Annotated in this window: 17 protein-coding genes and 1 other RNA gene; 16 read left to right on the forward strand and 2 right to left on the reverse strand. The window is 61.5% G+C overall.

Annotation, left to right across the window (positions count from 1 at the left end; all coding sequences use genetic code 11):
• Positions 1-142 precede the first annotated feature (142 nt).
• The 15 genes from F816_RS14235 (at position 143) to dinB (ending at position 15333) form a co-directional block, all read left to right on the forward strand.
• The gene (locus F816_RS14235; protein WP_081622642.1) at positions 143-472 is read left to right on the forward strand and encodes a type II toxin-antitoxin system RelE/ParE family toxin; all 330 of its coding nucleotides are present in this window, start codon (positions 143-145) and stop codon (positions 470-472) included.
• A complete protein-coding gene (locus F816_RS0100475) occupies positions 465-1559 on the forward strand; it encodes a helix-turn-helix domain-containing protein (RefSeq protein WP_019593073.1) in 1095 nt (364 codons plus the stop codon). Before F816_RS14235 ends, F816_RS0100475 begins: the two co-directional genes overlap by 8 nt.
• A gap of 44 nt (positions 1560-1603) precedes the next feature.
• On the forward strand, positions 1604-4798 hold the full coding sequence (locus F816_RS0100480; RefSeq protein ID WP_019593074.1) for a type I restriction endonuclease subunit R: 3195 nt from the start codon (positions 1604-1606) through the stop codon (positions 4796-4798).
• A gap of 433 nt (positions 4799-5231) precedes the next feature.
• A complete protein-coding gene (locus tag F816_RS14790; protein WP_155998466.1) occupies positions 5232-5783 on the forward strand; it encodes a hypothetical protein in 552 nt (183 codons plus the stop codon).
• Positions 5784-5831: 48 nt separating this feature from the next.
• Positions 5832-6371: a hypothetical protein gene (locus F816_RS14795; protein ID WP_155998469.1), complete on the forward strand. Its 540-nt coding sequence runs from the start codon at positions 5832-5834 to the stop codon at positions 6369-6371.
• Positions 6364-6921 carry a hypothetical protein gene (locus F816_RS14800; protein WP_155998472.1) on the forward strand — a complete coding sequence of 186 codons (558 nt, stop codon included), beginning with the start codon at positions 6364-6366 and terminating at the stop codon, positions 6919-6921. Before F816_RS14795 ends, F816_RS14800 begins: the two co-directional genes overlap by 8 nt.
• Positions 6922-7028: 107 nt before the next feature.
• Complete coding sequence (locus tag F816_RS0100490) at positions 7029-7616, forward strand: hypothetical protein (RefSeq protein WP_019593076.1); 588 nt, start codon at positions 7029-7031, stop codon at positions 7614-7616.
• A gap of 110 nt (positions 7617-7726) precedes the next feature.
• Complete coding sequence (locus tag F816_RS13940; protein ID WP_019593077.1) at positions 7727-8500, forward strand: IS5 family transposase; 774 nt, start codon at positions 7727-7729, stop codon at positions 8498-8500.
• Positions 8501-8725: 225 nt separating this feature from the next.
• Positions 8726-9802, forward strand: coding sequence for a DUF4328 domain-containing protein (locus tag F816_RS0100500; RefSeq protein ID WP_081622654.1), 1077 nt, complete (start codon positions 8726-8728; stop codon positions 9800-9802).
• A 227-nt stretch (positions 9803-10029) separates the two neighbouring features.
• Positions 10030-10584, forward strand: a complete 555-nt coding sequence (locus F816_RS14805; protein ID WP_155998475.1) for a hypothetical protein — start codon at positions 10030-10032, stop codon at positions 10582-10584.
• 733 nt (positions 10585-11317) lie between these two features.
• Entirely contained in the window at positions 11318-12439 is a 1122-nt protein-coding gene (locus tag F816_RS0100505; RefSeq protein ID WP_019593079.1) for a Fic family protein, read from the forward strand.
• A 145-nt stretch (positions 12440-12584) separates the two neighbouring features.
• The gene (locus F816_RS0100510) at positions 12585-12971 is read left to right on the forward strand and encodes a BrnT family toxin (RefSeq protein WP_369773220.1); all 387 of its coding nucleotides are present in this window, start codon (positions 12585-12587) and stop codon (positions 12969-12971) included.
• Positions 12968-13243, forward strand: a complete 276-nt coding sequence (locus F816_RS0100515; protein WP_019593081.1) for a hypothetical protein — start codon at positions 12968-12970, stop codon at positions 13241-13243. The genes F816_RS0100510 and F816_RS0100515 overlap by 4 nt, the downstream gene beginning before the upstream one ends.
• Before the next feature lie 105 nt (positions 13244-13348).
• Complete coding sequence (locus F816_RS0100520; protein WP_019593082.1) at positions 13349-14035, forward strand: YceH family protein; 687 nt, start codon at positions 13349-13351, stop codon at positions 14033-14035.
• A gap of 158 nt (positions 14036-14193) precedes the next feature.
• Complete coding sequence (dinB, locus tag F816_RS13945; RefSeq protein ID WP_231363366.1) at positions 14194-15333, forward strand: DNA polymerase IV; 1140 nt, start codon at positions 14194-14196, stop codon at positions 15331-15333.
• Between the two features lie 593 nt (positions 15334-15926).
• On the opposite strand, the gene F816_RS0100530 is transcribed toward dinB, so the two are convergent.
• Both F816_RS0100530 and ssrA read right to left on the reverse strand, forming a co-directional pair.
• Positions 15927-16346 (reverse strand): secondary thiamine-phosphate synthase enzyme YjbQ, encoded by a 420-nt coding sequence (locus F816_RS0100530; protein WP_019593084.1) that lies wholly within the window; start codon positions 16344-16346, stop codon positions 15927-15929.
• A gap of 59 nt (positions 16347-16405) precedes the next feature.
• Positions 16406-16766, reverse strand: a transfer-messenger RNA (tmRNA) gene (gene ssrA / locus F816_RS14240).
• A gap of 202 nt (positions 16767-16968) precedes the next feature.
• Here ssrA and purL point away from each other — a divergent pair.
• Positions 16969-20844, forward strand: a complete 3876-nt coding sequence (gene purL / locus F816_RS0100535; protein ID WP_019593085.1) for a phosphoribosylformylglycinamidine synthase — start codon at positions 16969-16971, stop codon at positions 20842-20844.
• The last annotated feature ends 10 nt before the right edge of the window (positions 20845-20854 follow it).

Consider the following 20854-nt stretch of genomic DNA (forward strand, 5'->3'; position numbering starts at 1 on the left):
GCGGTCGCAGGCCGGCCCGAAGGATGAGCGCGGCGAGTCATCTCCGGTCACATGGCCCCGGTGTGTGCGGAATGGCAGCTCCGTGATTCTAAGTGTTTACCTGATGGGTAAATATCATTTACGCTAACAGGTAGATCCAGGGATGGAAGTCGACTACAAGGACGCGGCACTGGAAGCGCTATGCCTGCAGGGGCGTAAGGCGCAACGACAACTTGGCGCAGCCTGCGCCCGGAAATTACGCGCCCGCCTGGCGGATCTCTTTGCCGCCTCCAATCCGACAGAACCGGTGGCGGGGCATCCCCATCCATTGAAGGGCGATCGCGAGGGCTGGTTTTGCCTCTCCCTGCAGGGTGGCGTGCGGTTGTGTTTTGAACCTGCCGACCACCCCTGGCCGCGCAAGCCAGATGGCGGTATCGCATGGTCTGCGGTGGACCGCATCCGCATCGTATGGGTTGGTGATTACCATGACTGAATTTGCACAAACCGGGACGCCAGACTGGGTCTCTCCACCCGGAGAGACCATCGCGGATCTGCTTGAGGAGCAAGGCTGGAGTCAGCGAGAGCTGGGTCAGCGGCTCGATTACAGTTCCAAGCACGTCAATCAGCTCATCAAGGGGAAGGTACCGCTTACGGAAGAAGCAGCCTTGCGCCTGGAGCGCGTACTTGGCGGTACAGCACGCTTTTGGCTGGAACGCGAAGCGCAGTACCGTGAGGCGCTGATCCGGCAGCAGGAGCTCGAGACTCTGAAGGCGCAGGCAGGGTGGCTGAAGGAGTTGCCGCTGGCGGAGATGGTTCGCCTTGGCTGGATCCGGCGGTTTTCGCACAAGGGTCAGCAAGTCGCCGAATGCCTGGGGTTTTTCGGGGTGGCTTCGGTGGATGCCTGGTGTGAGGGGTACTCGGCCGGGAACGCGGCTTTCCGGGCCTCTCCGACGTTCGAGCGGAAGGGAGCGGCTGTCGGTGCATGGTTCCGGCAGGCTGAGCGGATGGCGGCAGAGATCGAGTGCAACTCCTTCGATCGCAAGGGATTTGAACTGGCACTGGAACACGTACGGGAATTGACCAGTGAAACCAGCCCGGAGACGTTCATACCGCCACTGGTGGAGGTTTGTCGAAAGGTTGGCGTTGCAGTCGTGTTCGTTGAGGCGCCGAAGGGCTGCCCCGTCAGTGGAGCAACGCGCTGGGTGGCTCCCAACAAGGCACTGATTGCGCTGAGTCTGCGGCACAGGTCGAATGACCATTTGTGGTTTTCTTTTTTCCATGAGGCGGCCCATCTGGTCCTCCACGGGAAACGAGTCGCCTTCGTGGACACGGAAGGCGGGCTCGACGGCAAGGAAGAACAGGAGGCCAATGCTTTCGCCGAGGATCATTTGATCCCGCCCGAGGCCTGGCAGAGACTGAGCCGATCGGGCTTGTCACCGGATGCCGTGGCGGAGTTCGCGCGGAACGTCGGCGTTGCACCGGGTATCGTGGTCGGGCGGTTGCAAAAGGAAGGTCTGCTGCACTGGAAGCAGATGAATAATCTCAAGGTACGGTATACGTGGGATCGAGAGACCGGCTGAGAGGGTAGGGCACCGGGCACACAAGCGGGAAATAGGATGGCTTGATGGCGGATAGCAGGGAAGCGCAGTTTCAGCAGGACATTATTGATGAGTTGACCGCCGACGGCTGGCTGACCGGGCCGGCCAGCGGCTTCGATGCGCCGACCGCGCTGTACACCGAGGATCTGGTTGCCTACCTGCAGGAGGCCTGGCCGGAGCGCTGGGAGAAGTTCGCCGCGAAGAACCCGCAGGATCCGCAGCGCGCGCTGATCAGGGCGGTCACCCGCGATCTGGAGCGCCACGGCACGCTGGATGTGCTGCGCCACGGCATCAAGACGCCGGGGGTGAAGTTCGACCTGTGCAGCTTCCGCCCGGATCACGGCATGAACCCCGAGTCCCTGGCGCGCTATCGCGCCAACCGGCTGCGCGTGGTGCCGGAGGTCTCGTATTCGCCCCATGCGCGATCGGGGGAGTACAACCCGCGCCTGGATCTCGTGCTGTTCGTCAACGGCATCCCCACCGCCACGCTGGAGCTGAAGAGCGAGTTCAAGCAGTCGGTGGAGAACGCCAAGCGCCAGTATCGGCGCGATCGGCCAGTGAAGGACCCGGTCACGCGCAAGCCGGAGCCGTTGCTGACCTTCAAGCGCGGGGCGCTGGTTCATTTTGCGGTGAGCCAGTTCGAGGTGGCGATGGCCACCCGCCTGGCCGGGAAGGACACCTTCTTCCTGCCCTTCAACCTGGGCACGCAGGATGGCGGCGCCGGCAACCCGGCACCCCCCGATGCCGATTCCTACGCGACCGGCTACCTGTGGCAGCGCGTGTTCCAGCCGGATGCCTGGCTGAAGGTGATCGGCCGCTTCCTGCATCTGGAACAGAAGACCGTGGAGGACTTCCACGGTAAGCGCAGCAAGAAGGAGTCGCTGATCTTCCCGCGCTTCCACCAGTGGGACGTGGTGAACCGGCTGATCGAGGCCACGCGCGAGGAAGGCGCGGGCAACCGCTACCTGATCCAGCACAGCGCGGGCTCGGGCAAGTCCAACTCCATCGCCTGGGTGGCGCACCAGCTCGCCTCGCTGTACGACGACCAGGGGCAGAAGCTGTTCAACTCGGTGGTGGTGGTCACCGACCGCACGGTGCTGGACAGCCAGCTCCAGGACACCATCTACCAGTTCGAGCACGCGCATGGCGTGGTGCGGCCGATTACCCGCGACATCGGCAACCAGAGCAAGTCGGAGCAACTGGCCGAGGCGCTGGCCGAGCAGACGCGGATCATCATCGTGACGATCCAGACCTTCCCGGCGCTGTTCGACGCGCTGGACAAGCGCCCGGACCTGGCCGCCGGGCGCTACGCGGTGATCGCCGACGAGGCGCATTCCTCGCAGACCGGTTCCTCTGCGACCAAGCTGAAGGCGATCCTGGGCGCCGACAAGCCGGAAGGCGAAGAGATCAGCGCGGAGGAGCTGATGGATGCGGCCGTGGCCGCGCGCAAGCCCTCCGAGCGCATCAGCTACTACGCGTTCACCGCCACCCCCAAGGCGAAGACCCTGGAGCTGTTCGGCCGCCCGCCGGATCCGGAGCTGCCGCCCTCGGCGGACAACAAGCCCGAGCCGTTCCACCTGTACTCCATGCGCCAGGCGATCGAGGAAGGGTTCATCCTCGACGTGCTGAAGAACTACACCACCTACGCCACCGCCTGGAAGCTCGCCCACCCGCATGGCGAGGACCAGGAGGTGGAGTCGCGCAAGGCGTCGGCGAAGCTGGCCCGCTGGGTTCGGCTGCACCCCTACAACATCGCCCAGCGGGTGGAGGTGATCGTCGAGCACTTCCGCGCCAACGTGCGCCATCTGCTGGACGGCCAGGCCAAGGCCATGGTGGTGACCGGCAGCCGGCAGGAGGCCGTGCGCTACGCCCTGGCGATGCGCGAGTACATCCAGGGCAAGGGCTACACCGATGTGCATGCGCTGGTTGCGTTCTCCGGCTCCGTGCTGCCGGACGGCGTGATCCCCGAAGAGGTGACCGAGACCAGCTCGCTGCTCAACCCGGGGCTGAAGGGGCGCGACCTGGCCGAGGCGTTCGACACCGACGAATACAACGTGATGATCGTCGCCAACAAGTTCCAGACCGGGTTCGACCAGCCGAAGCTGTGCGCGATGTACGTGGACAAGAAACTGCAGGGCGTGGAGTGCGTGCAGACGCTCTCGCGCCTCAACCGGACCTTCCCGGGCAAGGAGGACACCTTCGTTCTCGACTTCTTCAACGACGCCGAAGACATCCTCGAGGCCTTCCGCCCGTACTACAACAAGGCCGAGCTGGCCGACGTGTCCGACCCCAACGTGGTCTACGACCTGCAGAGCAGCCTGGACGCCGCCGGCATCTACCACTGGGAAGAGGTCGAGAACTTCGCCCGCGCGTTCTTTGATGCCAAGGCCAGTGCCAAGCAGCTCGCCTACTACTGTCACCCGTCGAAGGAGCGCTTCACCACCCGCTACAAGGCCGTGCTCGAGCAAATCCAGACCTGGAAGGCCGCCTACGCCGAAGCCGAGCGCAACGGCGACAAGACCGGGCTGCACCGCGCCGAGCAGGAGCTGAAGGACGCCCACACCACGCGCGACGAACTGGACCTGTTCCGCAAGAACCTGCAGAGCTTCGTGCGCAGCTACGAGTTCCTGTCACAGATCGTCGACTTCGACGACCGCGAGCTGGAACAGCTTTGCGTATTCGCGCGCGCCCTGCATCCGCTGCTGCGCATCGAGAACCTGGAAGAAGACACCATCGAGGTCGACGAACTGCAGCTCACCCACTACCGCCTGAACAAGCGCGCCGAACAGCGCCTGAACCTCGCGGAAGAGGGCGAAGACTACGACGGCCTCAAACCCGTCTCCGACGTCGGCTCCGGCAAGCCCCACGACCCGGAAAAGAAACGCCTCTCCGAGATCATCGACCAACTCAACGAACTGTTCGGCGCCGAAGTGAGCGACGAAGACAAGCTCCACTTCGCCAACGGCGTCGCCGAACGCATCCGCCGCGACGAAGCCGTGATGTCCCAGGTCGAAAACCACACCCCCGACCAGATCATGCACGGCCTGTTCCCCAAACGCGTCACCGACATCGTCCTCGACGCGATGTCCGACCACGAAAAGCTGTCCATGCAGGTCCTGGACGATCCCGAACGGCAGCGTGACTTCGCGTTATTGATCCTGCGCCTGCTGACCGGCGGATCAGGTGATCAACGAACGACCGTAACGAGGGCCGGCTCGTGAGTATCGCTCTCATTCATGCGCACCACGGGGCGACAGCGCGTTCGCAGTCGCAGAAGGAGGCCCAGCCACCGCCAGTTTTCCATGCTCGGAATGTATTGGACGATCCGCACCAAAAGGGACCGCGTCGCACACACCCCACCAGGGTTAGGCCACCAGTTGTGTCGCTTGAGCCCTTATCCCAAATCCCTCGGGGCCGGCGAGCGGAGTGTGTGATGCCCGGCCCTTCAGACAAACGTCGAGAGACCGGCAGTATCCAGCAACCGGCATCAACGGGACTGCGACATATTCCGGGATATACCGAGAATCAGATCGCCAACCAATTGATTCTCCGCCAAGTTCTCCCGACCTCAGCCCGGTTCAATATCCGAATGAACGCGCGCGCACGTTCATTCGGATATACGCGCGCGCCATCTAATCACTGTTGGGTGACAAGATGAGCAGTGCCGACAAACTCGCTGAGGCCAGCTTTTTTCTGGAGCTATTGGATGCTCTAGAAAACAGAAAGCGCCCGCTTACTAGCGGTGCAACGCCAGCGATGGAAGTCTCCTACTTGCTCAGTGCTGTCCTCAACTCTCTTTATTCAGCTCTTGAGCAGGCAAAGCCAATTGCGGGCGTTGAGGCAGTCAAGGCATACAAGGCCACCCACTCGGCGCTACTAGGTGGCCAGGGTGTTCGCAACATCACCATTCACGAGAAGCATGTCGGCATTGATCATTCTGGCTACATTCCGCCACCGGGTAACGCGGTTAACTTCGACCTCCGCAAAACGCCACGTTTAATCCAAGAAGAGCGAGCTACTTCAGAGGGTGTCGTATTGCATATGGGCGCCAACCACTATATCGAGCATGAAGGAAAACTGACCGATGTCACTGAGCTTTGCTTTCGGCAGTTCCATGAGCTGCGTGCATTCCTTAGCTCTAGCGGCATTGTCACCCAACAAGACGCTCAAGCCGACAGTCCCGCCTCCGGCGGGCCTGCCGCTTAGCTTCGGCGTTATGCGCTGCCATGGACTCCAGTTGGAGATTAAGAAGAGATGAGCAAAAAAGATTTTGAAGAGTTTCTGGATAAACATGCTACCAAGACGCCAGAGAAAGAAATTGATTGGGAGGCGCAAAAGGAAGAGTGGATTGATTATATAAATCAATTTTATGAATCAGTCAAAGAATGGCTAGAACCTTACCAAGCTGATGGCAAAGTATCGTACGAGCTCAAGCCATTGATGATTACTGAAGAAAACATCGGCACCTATGAGGTCGATGCTATGCATGTTAATTTTGCTGGGCAAAAAATAACCTTGGAGCCAATTGGAACTCTACTAATTGGAACTAAAGGTCGGATTGATTTAGAAGGTGCACGCGGGCGGGTACAGTTCATTCTTGCGGACAAAGATAGCAAGGGCATGAAGGTTAATGTTTCTGTATCAATTGGAGGACAGCCCGAGAAGAAGCCGGAGGAGAGGAAAGCTCCTGACTGGACGTGGAAGATCGTTTTAAGAGAGCCAAGAAAAATATCTTACGCAGAGTTTAACGAAGATAATTTCTTTGATGCGCTTATGGAAATCGTAAATGGGTAAGAGAAGAAAGACGTCGTTCTCAAATGAGCACTCTAAAATTGAACAAGTCCAAGAATATTATAGTGACAGTGAAGGCTCTTTGAATTCATATTACTCTCATATGGTCTCTGAAGGATCTGCCCCGGCGAAATTTATTGGGTATTCATTGGAAGAAATAAACAAAGAACTGAAGGACAGGAAAGATACCCTTGATAGAATGTGTTCACTAGAATTATTGGCCTCTGTAGAGGCTAGACTGAGAATCGACTACCTCGTTCGAGGTCAAGATAAGCTAAAAGATGATTTTTCCCGAAAGATTAGAGAAATATATGACGCAAAGGAAAATCGAGCATCGCTTGTTGATGATATTCTATATACGTGGAAAAAAGAAAGTCCAAGCCACAAAACTAGGCTAGATAATTTGGGGAAAGCCTTGGACTATCGAAACTGGCTAGCCCATGGTCGGTATTGGATGCCTAAAAAGCATCCCCACGTAAACCAATATGATTACTTGTCGATATATTCACTGGCAGTAGATATATTGTCCAATTTGGAACTGGTTGAAGTATAACAAGTGGCTGTTGCCGGACGCACCTACGCTGCGCTCCGATACGCCGCAAAGCCAAGCGTTGGATGCCTTAAGAAGGCGAGCTTCGGTAGTTTACAAGGGGGTAAGAGTTGGCCAGCAACAAGAATAGTGGCTCGCAGAGCGGCGATGGGAGTATCAACGTCGGAGGCGCCGACCTGCGTGGGGCCGAATTTCACGTTGGAGATAAGTACGACGGTGGCACGCCAAAATTCACTCCAGAGCAGCTTAACCTTCAGCGGAGGCTGGTGATCGGGAGGAGGCTCATCAAGAGAGAATCTCTTTCCCTCTTCGGCTGGACATCGGGTCTCGCAAGCATTGGCGGTCTGTACTTCGCCATCTTCCCCTTCGGGGATCCCGCGCTCCCTCCCGGCGCTCATTTTCTGTTCCTCATTCTCCTGGGGCTGGCCTGGAGCGCTGTTCTGGCTGCGAAGTTCCTCAAGCAGGCGCGATTCATCCCATTCCTGTTTCGGCGTACTTACCTGGAGTTGGGTACCCGCGACGGGGTTTTTCTGTCTAGATTTGTGGGCACCTGCCCGTGGTGCGGGTCCGGTATGAAGTTGCGGAATCTTGGGCCAAAAAACGGGCCACGCGATGACATCCTTGTCTGCGAGAGGAATCCTAGGCAGCACACGGTTCTGCTTGATCCCACTGCACTAGCAGACATCGAAGAGCCGTGAGCATCCCATCCGAAGAATGCCCAAAGGCGGGCATATGGGGTCAAACCTTGCCTTTTGCCTTCGATGTCGCTCGGGCAAATGGCAAGGTTTGACCCCGTTGCCCGCAGCTAGTGCAGCAGTGCTTCAACCTGTCGGATGAAGGGATCGAGGATGCGGTCTTTGATAGCCAGGCGATCCGGAGCTTTGTCGGGGTCGACCTGAGCCGCGAAGACGCCCCGGATGCTACGACCCTGCTGCAGTTCCGCCGGCTGCTGGAGCAGCACAACCTGACCCAGGTGATTTTCGACCGGATCAACGCCCATCTGCAGCAGCGGGGCCTGCTGCTGCGCGAAGGGACGGTCGTGGATGCCACCCTGATCGCGGCCCCGCCCTCCACCAAGAACCGGGAGAAGGCCCGCGATCCGGAGATGCACCAGGCGAAGAAGGGCAACCAGTGGTACTTCGGGATGAAGGCGCATATCGGTGCGGATGCCGTCACCGGGCTGGTTCATACGGTGAAGGGCACGGCGGCGAACGTCTCGGATGTCTCGCAGGTGCCGGAACTGCTCCACGGCGAGGAAGCCAGTCTGCATGGCGATGCCGGTTACATCGGTGCGGAGAAGCGATTGGAAGGGCATCGTCCGGAGACGCACATCGCTCGCAAGCGCGGCACGGTGCGCGCGATGCCGGAAGGCCCAGAGCGCGACCAGGTGCGGGCCGATGAACGGCAGAAGGCCCAGTTGCGTTCGGTCGTGGAGCATCCGTTCCATGTGCTGAAGAACCTGTTCGGGTATCGCAAGGTGCGCTACCGGGGCCTCAAGAAGAACACCGCGCAGCTGCACAGCCTGTTCGCCCTAGCGAACCTGTACCGCGCACGACGATGGGGGCTGCTGCCGCAGGGGTAGTGTGTCCGCAGGACCGGAAATCGCCCCTGTAACCGCCAAAAACGGCGGTTACAGGGGCCCAGGCCGGCCGTAATGGCCCCAGTGCCATTCCAAAAACGCTTCGGCGGGGCACGGAGCCGGATGCAGGCCCATTGATCAGTGTTTCCCTAGGGAGAGAGAGACGAGGAACCAGATTTAATTTAGACTGGCAATTGCTAGTCGAAACTCTAAAAGGAAATGATGGTCATGGATGAAGTGAATGAGCCCCATATTGCCAATGTGACGGTCGCCCGCAACTGGTTTTCCGCCTCTCTCTGGATTTATGGTTTTCTGGTCGGGTTTGGTTTGCTTTCTTGGATAAGGGAGAGAGGGTTGGTGGTCGACTATCTTGCGGCGGAATCGGGCACTCAAAGGGCAGTGTTGGCGTCGAGGATCGAAGATAACGCCGTACTCATTCCGGTTTTACTCTATACGGTTCCTTTGCTTTTGCCCTTTGCTATGTTCTTGGTATGGAAGTACCTAATGAGCAGGGTCGTAAGCGAATCATATAATAGTCATGCTCGGTTTGATCCGACATTGTCAGTGGTCTGGTATTTCGTTCCGATTTTGAATATATGGAAGCCCTATCAGGCGCTGAAGGAAAAGATATTGATTCTGGGGTTTAACAGCACCGGTGGCCTTAAATTATGGTGGTTTCTATGGTTGCTGTCTTTCGCTCTATCATTTATTGCTTCAGGAATTCTTCTATGGGGTGAAGGGCTCGGCCAATATCTTTCCGCCATCAACTGGGCGGTGGTTAGCTCTGTTGTGTCGCTAACGATGATTGCCGTGTGGTGGGGGTTGGTTACGGAAATCACTAATACCGTTGAATCTCTCAATGGAGAACAAGTCGAGAAAAGTAACGATGGCCTAGATGAGCTTATTGAGTGGGCTCATTCAATCGACTCCGAACGGGTAAAGCTGGCAAACGAGACGGGGGCGGGAGACCTTCAAGTGATCGCCCAAGAAGAGTTTGTGGATAGAAACGCTCCATCCGGGTTCGAGCGTCAAGAGGCCCCCGGGGAAGAAAGGAAAAATCCTACTACGGAAGATCTTCAGGCGTTCAAATGGGTAAACTCTTTTGTTCAAGAGTCGGAGGGCGTTCTCACGGAGCCAAAGATAGAATTGAGAAGGGGTGAATCTGGAAACGATGACTCCTTTGTAAGTGTTGCTGTGTGCGCGCCGAATGGATTCATGCAGCGTTTTGAGGCGCGAGTTCCCGACTTGATGCAAGAAAAAGAGGACGCCCATGATCTTCTTGACGGTCTGAGGCGGTCGGGCTAGGTTTCAGGGGGAGCCCATGGGGGGGCATGAAGAGGACACCCGTGATGTTCTTAAATCAATGTTTCCCTAACATGCGGCGTAATTCGGAGCCTTATTCTTCGGCTTTACTGAGGCCTGTAGGGCAACTTTGGAGTTTGTGTTACAGCAACGCCATCTTATTGCAGACTTACAGCCTGTAAAGGTCGATGTGGATGTATCAATTCAATTCCTAGGAATGAAACTTTATCATGAAGAGAATCGTCTTTCTTACTCTGCTTACCCTTCTGGCGTCTACTCAACTGCACGCTAAGCACCCTCATATCATCGGAACTGAGTCATCTTGGGACTATCAGGAAGAAGGGCAACGGTGGGGCTGGGTTCCCTTGCTCACCTCCGGTACAACATATAGTTCGAGTTCCGTAAGTGATCGTGGAGGTATTGTGGTAATCTGTGACTCTGGTACTGGCCATGTATCAATCCAAGCCTCTATGGATCAAGGAGAATATTACCACTCAGGCGGAACAATGAGGGTGGGTACTTGGAATAATAAATTCAGGATAATCCAAAGCAATTGGAGCTGGGACGATGAAAGAAACACTGCTATTCTTACCTCTGAAGATGCTCCTCAAATAGTGGATAGCACATTGTCCCAAATCAAAGATAACTTTGAGCATTTTGGAGTTACCTTTTATGGAAATCCTCATGGTCGACTTCTTAAGTTCAGGATTATAGCTCCTCTGGAAGGGCAGGCTAACGTAGCCAAAGCTCTTTCCAATTGCGGCTATACCGCACCCGAAAAGTAAGGGCAAGAATACAAGGACAAGAAGAGAGCAGGGACACCCATGATCGTCTTGACGGTCTGAGGCGGGCCGGCTAGGTTTCAGAGAGACCGGCAGATATACGGGGTCGGACCACGCCAACCTGCGGAAAATAAAACCGAAACCGTCGGATAAAGGGCCGAATTCGGGCTTAAAGCCGCAATTTCAGGGGTCAAATGGCCCGTCCAGGGAGGGAGGCCATCATTAGCTCCGCAGGATGTGCGGAGAATGTGATGCGGTATGTTTGGCAACATCCGGACTGGCCGGCGTGGTTTTTGGGATGCAGGGCGCACCGCACAGCCGCTGGGCGCCGCGGCGCGGGAGCAGGGGTGGCTGCTTCAGGGCATGGCCTTCGATCTGCGCGATGAGGCGTGGCAGTCAAAGTGGGATCTTGCCTTTTGCGCCTGTGCGGCAGGGAGGGAAGAACGCGGGATCGGGCCCCGTAGCCCTGCGGCGCCCCGTCAGAGTCCCGCCGATCAAGCAAGCCAATCACACGAACGAGACCGCCCAATGCCGCATACTACGCACCACTCCCGCAACCGGATCCGATGTGCATGAGCGAGCAAAACGAAACCGCCCCAGGCCTGCCTCTGGACCCGCCACTGGAACCTGAAGAGGCCCGCGTGTTGGGCTGCTTGATAGGTGGTGCCGGGACATCCCCTGGTTGGTGTTGCGGTGAATAGGCGTCATAATCTCCGCAGGATGTGCGGAGATTGGTATGCGGTATATCTGGCAACACCCGGACTGGCCGGCGTGGGTTTGGGATGCGGAGCGCATTGCACAGCCGCTGGCCGCCGCGGCGCGGGAGCAGGGGCGGCTGCTTGGACGGATGCAGGGCCTGGGCTTCGAGCTGCGCGATGAGGCGTGGCTGAGCGCACTTTCGGCGGACATCGTGGACTCCAGCGCGATTGAAGGGGAGCGGTTGCCGCTGGATCAGGTGCGGTCGTCGTTGGCGCGCAGGCTCGGTCTGGAAACGACCGGTCTGGGTCGGGCCGCGCGGGATGTCGAGGGCGTGGTGGAGATGATGCTGGACGCCACGGAGGGCCTTGATCGTCCGCTGACGGTGGACCGGCTTTTCGACTGGCATGCGGCGCTGTTTCCGACAGGCCGAGCGGGCATGACCACGATTCCGGTCGGGCAGTGGCGCGATGACCGTGACGGTCCGATGCAGGTGGTGTCCGGTTCGGTGGGGCGCGAGAAGGTGCATTTTGAGGCGCCGCCTGCGGTGCGCGTGACGGCGGAGGTCGAGGCCTTCCTGGAGTGGTTTGAACGCCCCGGCCATGTCGATGCTTTGCTGGTGGCCGGGCTGGCGCATTTGTGGTTCGTGACCATTCATCCATTTGCCGACGGGAACGGGCGCATCGCGCGGGCGATCGCCGACATGGCGCTGGCTCGGGCGGATGGCTCGCCGCGGCGCTTTTACAGCATGTCCGGGCAGATCCTTCTGGAACGCAGCGACTACTACGCGATGCTGGAACGCACCCAGAAGCAGGATGATCTGGACGTGACGGACTGGCTGGAATGGTTTCTTGGATGCCTGTTGCGTTCGCTCGGCAACGCGCAGGAGGCGCTACATGCTGTGCTGTACAAGGCGCGGTTCTGGGAGCGGTTCGCAACCGAGCCGCTGAATGCGCGGCAGATCAAGGTGCTCAATCGGCTGCTGGATGGGTTCGAGGGCGGGATGACGTCATCGCGCTGGGCGCGGATGGCCCGGTGCTCGCAGGATACCGCGCAGCGTGACATCGCCGATCTTGTACGCCGCGGCGCGCTGAAGAAGAACCCCGGTGGAGGGCGCAGCACCAGCTACGCCCTCCCGCAGGACCTCGAAGCTTCCGAGTGACGCGCAATCTGCTGGATTGGATCTCGTTGGCATGGATCCTTCGGCGTGGGGTGACGAACCGGACCGGGTAGGGTTCTGGTCATTGGGATGCCCTCGCTGGCGAGCCGTTCGTTCGTGCCAGAGGGGATGTATCTCGGAGGAGGTCGTGCGCGGAGGCGACGGCCGCTATGCCGATCTGAATTGCTCCCTCTATACAGCACAACTTTTGGACGGAATGAGTGCAAAAGGCACACGTTGTACTAAAATGGCGTTTATGAAGCCGATCACGTGGAGCCCTGAGAAGAACAGGCGTCTTAAAGAAGAACGGGGTGTCTGTTTCGAGGATGTCGTTCTGCATATGTCGCTGGGAGGTATCCTGGATACGTTCGAGCATCCGAATCAGGAACGGTATCCGCGCCAGCACGTGCATGTGGTCGACATCGAGGGGTATGCCTACCTGGTGCCCTTCGTGGAATCGGAAGACGAGGTGTTCCTGAAAACGATCATCCCGAGCCGGAAGGCGACGAAAACCTATCTTGGAGGCCCGAAATGAGCAGGCTGGACAAAGAAGAGCAGGAAATCCTGGATGCCTTCGATGCGGGTGAGCTCCAGCGCGTGCCGGATTCCGAGGAGCGGAAGGCGCGGCATCGGGAGTACGCAGAGGCCATGTTCAAGAAGGATGCGCGTATCAACATCCGGCTTTCTTCCAGGGATCTTCGCGGGCTCCAGAAGAAGGCATTGGCGGAGGGCATCCCCTACCAGACGCTTGTAGCCAGCATTCTCCACAAGTATGTGGAAGGCCGGTTGCACGAAGATCCATCGTAATCTCGGCGTGCGCGGCGGAGCGGGCGCGCATCTCATTCCAGGATCCGACCCGGAGAACTCAATGCCCCATACTACGCACCACTCCCGCAACCGGATCCGATGTGCATGAGCGAGCAAAGCGATACCGACCCAGGCCTGCCTCTGGACCCGCCACTGGAGCCTGAAGAGGCCCGTGTGCTGGGCTGTCTGATCGAGAAGGCAGCGGCCACGCCGGAGAGCTACCCGCTGACCCAGAATGCCACGGTCACGGCGGCCAACCAGAAAACCAGCCGGCACCCGGTGATGAAGCTTGAGCCGGGCCAGGTCGGTCAGGCGCTGCGCAAGCTGGAGCAGCGCGGCCTCGTCAAGAGTGATGTTGGTGCCCGCGCGACGCGCTACGCACACAGGGCCAACCATGTGCTTGAACTGACGTCGGCTCAGTCCGCGATCATTGGGCTGCTGCTGTTGCGCGGCCCGCAAACGGTGGCCGAGTTGTATACGCGGTCCGAGCGGCTGCATGGCTTTGATGACCTGGAAGACGTGCGCGACAACCTTCAGCGCCTGGCCGGGCGCGAAGCACCCCTGGTCACGGACCTGGGCCGTGCGCCGGGGCAGCGCGAGGACCGCTACATGCACCGCCTGTGTGGTGAGGTCGACGTCGAACTGCTGCAACGGTCGTTTGCCAGCGCCAGTGGAGCAGCCAATTCTGATAACCCGGCTCTGACTGAGCGGGTCGAAGCATTGGAAGCCCGATTGGCCGAACTGGAAGCGCACCTGGGGTTAAGTGGCGATTCGGACGGGGCTGAGGACTGACTAGGGCGACCCCCAGCCTGATGTCGCAGGCCATTGGCCCGTGCTGTTCGCCGCCGGCGGCCGTTAAAGAAGAACCCCGGTGGCGGGCGCAGGCCCAGGTACGCCCTGTCGCAGAATCCGGCCGCTCTTAGGTGAATAACCTCCGGCACAACACTTCCGTGAGAACCATCGCCCATCTGGATATGGATGCGTTTTATGCATCCGTGGATCTGCTGCGCTTTCCGGAGCTGCGTGGGCGGCCCGTGGTGATCGGGGGGCGGCGGTTATCGGCGCCCGAGCGGGGCGCGGACGGGCAGCATCAATTCGAACGTCTGGGTGACTATCGGGGGCGCGGCGTGGTTACGACGGCGACGTACGAGGCGCGTGCGTTCGGGGTGCATTCCGGGATGGGGTTGATGAAGGCCGGCAAACTGGCGCCGGATGCGGTGCTGCTGCCGGCGGATTTCGATGCCTATCGGGCCTATTCCCGCCAGTTTAAGGAGGTGGTCCGGGCGCGGGCCGAAAAGGTCGAGAATCGCAGTATCGATGAGCTGTTCATCGACCTGAGCGAGGCGCCGGGCGACCCGGTGGCGACGGCGCGCGATATACGGGATGCGGTGCAGGCAGAGACAGGGCTGTCCTGCTCGGTTGGCCTGGCCGCGAACAAGCTGCTGGCCAAGATCGCCTCGGATCTGGAGAAGCCGGCGGGGATGACGGTGCTGGGCGCGGGTGACCTCGAGACGCGCATCTGGCCGCTGGGGGTGGGGAAGGTCAACGGCATCGGCCCCAAGGCAACGCAGCGCCTGGAGGCGTTGGGCATTGTCTCGATCGGGGATTTGGCGCAGGCGGATCTTTATTGGCTGCGCCAGCACTTTGGTGAGAGCTATGCCTGGTGGCTGCACCAGTCGGCGCATGGGCGGGACGATAGCCCGGTGGTGACAGAGCGGGCGCCCAAATCGGTGAGCCGGGAGTCGACCTTTGAGCGGGATCTGCATCCCCGCGCGGATCGTGACGAGCTGACCCGGATATTGCTGGGCCTGTGCGAACGGGTGGCCGAGGACCTGCGGACGAAGGGGTATCTGGGGCGGACGGTCGGGATCAAGATCCGGTATGACGATTTCCGCACGGCCACGCGTGATCTGACGCTGGAGGCCTGGACGGACGATCCCGAGCAGATCCTGGCGGCCACCCGCGACTGCCTGCGCCGGATTCCGCTGGACCGGCCCATGCGCTTGCTGGGGGTGCGGATCGGCAAGCTGGCCCTGGACGCGCGACAGGGGGCGCAGGAGGAGGGGCAGCAGGCCATCCTGCCGTTCTAGGGGGCGTACGGTCATCGCGAGGCGCGTAGCGACGTGGCGATCTCTGTGGGTGCCCCGGCGGCGGGTGGCGGAGCTGGGCGGACGTCTTTGTCATCCCGGAAACCGCGTCGCGGTTATCCGGGATCTGGTTGGGGGTTGCAGGGCGTGGGTGCCGGGGTCTGGAGATCCCGGCTCTCCGCTGCGCTCCGGCCGGGATGACGTGGCTTGGGTGGCGCCGGGGGTGATTGGGGATCGTGCGAATGGCTTTGACAGCGGGCCGGGAGCGGGTAGAACGGGGCGCCGGGGTCAAACCTTGCCTTTTGCCATTTCGGGGCGCCGGGGTCAAACCTTGCCTTTTGCCATTTCGAACGGGGCGCCGGGGTCAAACCTTGCCTTTTGCCATTTCCGAAGCGGAGGGACGCCGAGCTGGTGTTTGTCTTTCTTCAGGAGAGGGTTGAATCCTATGGCTCCACGTGACCTCTGGGCTCTCTGGGTGTGGGTCGACGCACCGGACGCGTGCTGGATGCGGGGATCGCGCATGGGATACCGGCGCGTCAGCGGTATCACGACCGCGAGGAAAGCACGGCGCATGTGGAGCGGGGCTGAGTCGGGTCCTATTCGCCCTGCACGGTGATCGTGAGCTTGCGCGTGTGGGCGGCGTAGCGGTGCTCCCAGAGGAAGAGGCCCTGCCAGGTGCCGAGGATCAGGCGGCCCTGGCCGACCGGCACGGTCAGGTCGTTGTGCGTGAGCATGGCGCGGGCGTGGGCGGCCATGTCGTCGTCGCCTTCCATGTCGTGGCGGTAGGCGGGGTCGCCGTCCGGGGCCATGCGCGCGATCAGGGTCTCCAGGTCGTGGCGGACGTCGGGGTCGGCGTTCTCGGTGACGAGCAGGGAGGCGCTGGTGTGATGCTGGAATACGTGGCAGGTGCCGGTGGTGATGCCGGAGGCGCGCACGATGTGCTCCACGGCGGTGGTGATGTCGTGGGTGCCGCGGCCTCGGGTCTGCTGGGTCAGGGTGTCCTGGTAGACGGCCATAGGGTTCCTCGAATGCAAACAAAAAAGCGCCCGTAGGCGCTTGATTGGTCGTTCTAAATTGGTGGAGGCGGCGGGAATCGAACCCGCGTCCGCAGGACCTCCGCCTTCGGCTCTACATGCTTATTCTGTCTTTTAATTTAACCAGCGACCACCCGACAGTCAGGGCATGTAACTGGCGATCCCGGTTGAGTTTTAATGGATCCACGCCGGGCGCGCTTCACCACGAGCTTATGAGAGTCGACGCCCGATACTGGACGCATAAGCACGGCTCCAGTCGGACGGCATCTACCGGTTTTTAAGCGGCGAGTGCGTAGTTGTCGTCGTTGGCAACTATTTTTTTGCAGTGATTTTTACGAGGTTCACCACATCCTCGGCATGCACCTAAGGTTTCGCGACCCGCGTCGAAGCCATGTCGCCCCCAAGTACTGAATGGACATGGTAGCGCATCGAGAGTTCCCCGGCCACGGGAACTCCTTCTGTGTGTCCTCTGGGGTCGCCGTAGTGGAAATGACCTGGGCACGTGGTTGGCGCTGATCCGTCGCGGTTGGCTGGCAGGTCCCGCGCGGGGGGCGGGTCCGGTACAATGCGCGGCTTTCGGTACGTCCGGTTTCGAGGAAGCGTAATGCGGGTTGTGGAAGGGGGCGCGGCGGTCTCGCCGTTTCGACTGCGGGCTCTGGAGGCAGGGCTGCGGACAAGCGTACCGGGTGCCGGCCCGCTGGCGGCACGGTTCATCTATTTCGTGCAGACTCGCCGCCGGCTGAGTCCGGACGAGGAGGCGGTGCTGGCGCGCCTGCTGCGCGAGGGCGAGGCCTGGGAGGCCCCCGAGTTTGCGGTGCAGCGCGAACTGGTGGTGATCCCGCGCTTTGGCACGATCAGCCCGTGGTCGTCCAAGGCCACCGAGATCGCCCACCATGCCGGACTGGAGGACGCGGTCGATCGCATCGAGCGCGGCATCCACTGGCAGGTCGGGGGTGAAGCGGCGGCGAGCGCCGATCTGGAGGCGCTGGCCGAACTGCTCCACGATCGCATGACCGACGCGGTGATCGAGGACCCAGCGGCCGCCGCCCAACTCTTTCACAACGAGACGCCACGGTCGTTGGGACGTGTGGAGCTGGGCGAGGATGCCCACGCGGCGCTGGAACGCGCGAATGGCGAGCTGGGCCTGGCACTGTCCCTGGACGAGATTGACTACCTGGCCGATGGGTTCTCCGCGCTGGGGCGCGCGCCGACCGATGCCGAACTGATGATGTTCGCGCAGGCCAACTCGGAACACTGCCGCCACAAGATCTTCAATGCCGCCTGGGTGCTGGATGGCAAGGCGGATGACCGCACGCTGTTCGGCATGATTCGCCAGACTCATGCACGCCATCCCGAGGGCGTGTTGTCCGCCTACAGCGACAATGCATCGGTGATCGCCGGGCATGAGGGGACGCGCCTGACGCCGGATGCGATTACCGGCGAGTATCGTCGCGAGGCGCTGGATCTGGCGATCCTGATGAAGGTCGAGACGCATAACCATCCGACCGCCATTTCGCCGTTTCCTGGAGCTGCCACCGGCTCCGGGGGCGAGATCCGCGACGAGGGCGCGACGGGGCAGGGGTCCAAGCCCAAGGCGGGGCTGACGGGGTTCTCCGTGTCCAACCTGCGCATTCCCGGCTTCGAACAGCCCTGGGAGCGGGATTTTGGCCGCCCTGGCCGGATCGAGAGCGCGCGCCAGATCATGCTGGATGGCCCGATCGGCGCGGCTGCGTTTAATAATGAGTTCGGGCGGCCGGCGCTGGCTGGCTACTTCCGCACCCTGGAGATGGCGCTGCCGGATGCCGCGGGTGGCGAGACCCTGTACGGCTACCACAAGCCGATCATGCTGGCCGGGGGGGTCGGTTCGATCCGTGGCGAGCACGTGCACAAGCAGGATGTGCCGGCCGGCACCCCGATCGTGGTCCTGGGCGGCCCGGCGATGCTGATCGGCCTGGGCGGCGGGGCGGCCTCCTCCATGGCGAGCGGGGCGAGTTCGGAACAGCTGGACTTCGCCTCGGTGCAGCGCGGCAACCCCGAGATGGAGCGGCGCTGCCAGGAAGTGATCGACCGTTGTACGGCCCTGGGGGCCGGCAACCCCATCCTGTCGATCCACGATGTGGGCGCGGGCGGCCTGTCCAACGCGATCCCCGAGATCCTGGATGACGCCGGGCGCGGTGGGGTGATCCAGCTGCGCGACCTGCCGACGGCCGAGCCGGGGCTGTCGCCGATGGAGCTGTGGTGCAACGAGGCGCAGGAACGCTACGTGCTGGCGATTGCCCGCGAACATCTGGAGACCTTCCGTACCCTGGCGGCGCGCGAGCGCGCCCCGTTCGCGGTGGTGGGCGAGGCCACGGACGAGGGGCACCTGAAGGTCGAGGACGACCTGTTCCACGAGCCGCCGGTGGATATGCCCATGGGCATGTTGCTGGGCAAGATGCCGTTAATGACCCGCGAGGACTGCCGCGGGGCGCCGCCGGTGACGGACTTCGACCCCGAGGCTTGTCCGTTGGCGGAGGCGTTGGAGCGCGTGCTGCACATGCCTTCAGTCGCGGCCAAGCACTTCCTGATCACGATCGGGGATCGCAGCGTGGGGGGGCTGGTCGCGCGCGATCAGATGGTCGGTCCCTGGCAGGTGCCGGTGGCGGACTGCGCCGTGACGCTGACGGATTTCGATGGGTATACCGGCGAGGCGATGGCGATGGGCGAGCGCACGCCGCTGGCGATCCTGTCGGCGCCGGCCTCCGGGCGCATGGCGATCGGCGAGGTGGTGACCAACCTGGCCGGGGCCGATATTGATGGCACGGATGCGATTCGCCTTTCGGCCAACTGGATGGCCGCCGCCGGGGTGCCCGGCGAGGACGCGAACCTGTTCGACACCGTGCGCGCCATTGCCGAGGACCTGTGTCCGGCGCTGGGGATCTCGATCCCGGTGGGCAAGGACTCGCTGTCCATGCGCACGGTATGGGAGACCGTGGACGGGCAGGCGCGGCACATGCACGCCCCGGTATCGCTGATCGTGTCGGGCTTTGCCCGGGTCACGGATGCCCGCCGGACCCTGACGCCGCAACCGGATCCGGCGGCGGACGACCGGCTGTGGCTGATCGATCTCGGCGAGGGTCACGCGCGCATGGGGGGCTCGGCGCTGGCCCAGGGTTACGGGCATGTCGGCGAGACCGCCCCGGACGTGGTGGATGCCGCCCGCCTGCGCGCCTTCTTCGATGCCATCGGCACCCTGCGCCGCAACGGCCTGTTGCGCGCCTACCATGACCGCTCCGACGGTGGGCTGGTCACGACCCTGCTGGAGATGGCCTTCGCCGGGCGCTGTGGGCTCGATGTGGAGATCCCTGGCGGCCAGCCGGTAGCGGCCTGGCTGTTCAACGAGGAACTGGGTGCGGTGGTCCAGATGGCCGCGGGTGCCGAGTCCGCGCTGCGCGACGCCTTCGCGGAGGCGGGACTGGAGGCACACCTGCACCCGGTGGCGCGCCTGCGCGAGGATGAGCAGATCGTCATCCGCCAGGACGGGCGGGATCTGTACACCGGTGACCGTGCCGGTCTGCAGCGTCAGTGGCAGGAGACCTCGGCGCGGATGCAGCGGCTGCGCGATGATCCGGAGTGTGCCGACGAGGAGCTCGCGCGGGTAGATGCCGATGGCGGTCTGCAGCCACGGGTGAATTTCGATCCGGCCGAGGATGTGGCCGCCCCGATGATCGCGCGCGGCGAACGTCCGCGCATTGCGATCCTCCGCGAACAGGGGGTCAATGGGCAGCTGGAGATGGCGGCGGCGTTCGAACGCGCCGGGTTTGCCCCGGTGGACGTGCACATGACCGACCTGCTGGATGGGCGCCAGGATCTGGACTCGATGCAGGGGATGGCCGTCTGCGGCGGGTTTTCCTACGGCGACGTGCTGGGTGCCGGCGGTGGCTGGGCGCAGACCATCCTGAATCATCCGGTTCTGCGGGATGCCTTCCAGGGGTTCTTCGAGCGTCCCGAGACCTTCACGCTGGGGGTCTGCAACGGCTGTCAGATGCTTTCGCATCTCGCGCCGCTGATCCCGGGAGCCGATCATTGGCCGCGCTTTGTGCGCAACCGGTCCGAGCAGTTCGAGGCGCGCCTGTCGCAGGTGCGCATCGAGCCGGGCCCGGCCGTGCTGCTCGACGGAATGGCCGGCTCGGTGTTGCCGGTTGTGGTCTCGCATGGCGAGGGACGCACCCGCTACGCTGACGGTGTGCCGGTCCACGATCAGGCCTCCCTGCGCTACGTGGAGGCCGATGACACCCCGGCGACGGTTTATCCGGCTAACCCGAATGGTTCTGCCGGCGGGGCCACCGGCTTCGCCAGCGAGGATGGGCGTGCGCTGATCATGATGCCGCATCCAGAACGGGTGTTCCGCAGCGTGCAGCATAGCTGGCATCCGGCGGACTGGGGCGAGGAGGGCCCGTGGTTGCGGCTGTTCCGCAATGCCCGGGTATTTGTCGGCTAAGGCCCACCTT

The organism is Thioalkalivibrio sp. ALM2T (genome assembly GCF_000381505.1).
GTDB classification, from domain to species: Bacteria; Pseudomonadota; Gammaproteobacteria; order Ectothiorhodospirales; family Ectothiorhodospiraceae; genus Thioalkalivibrio; species Thioalkalivibrio versutus.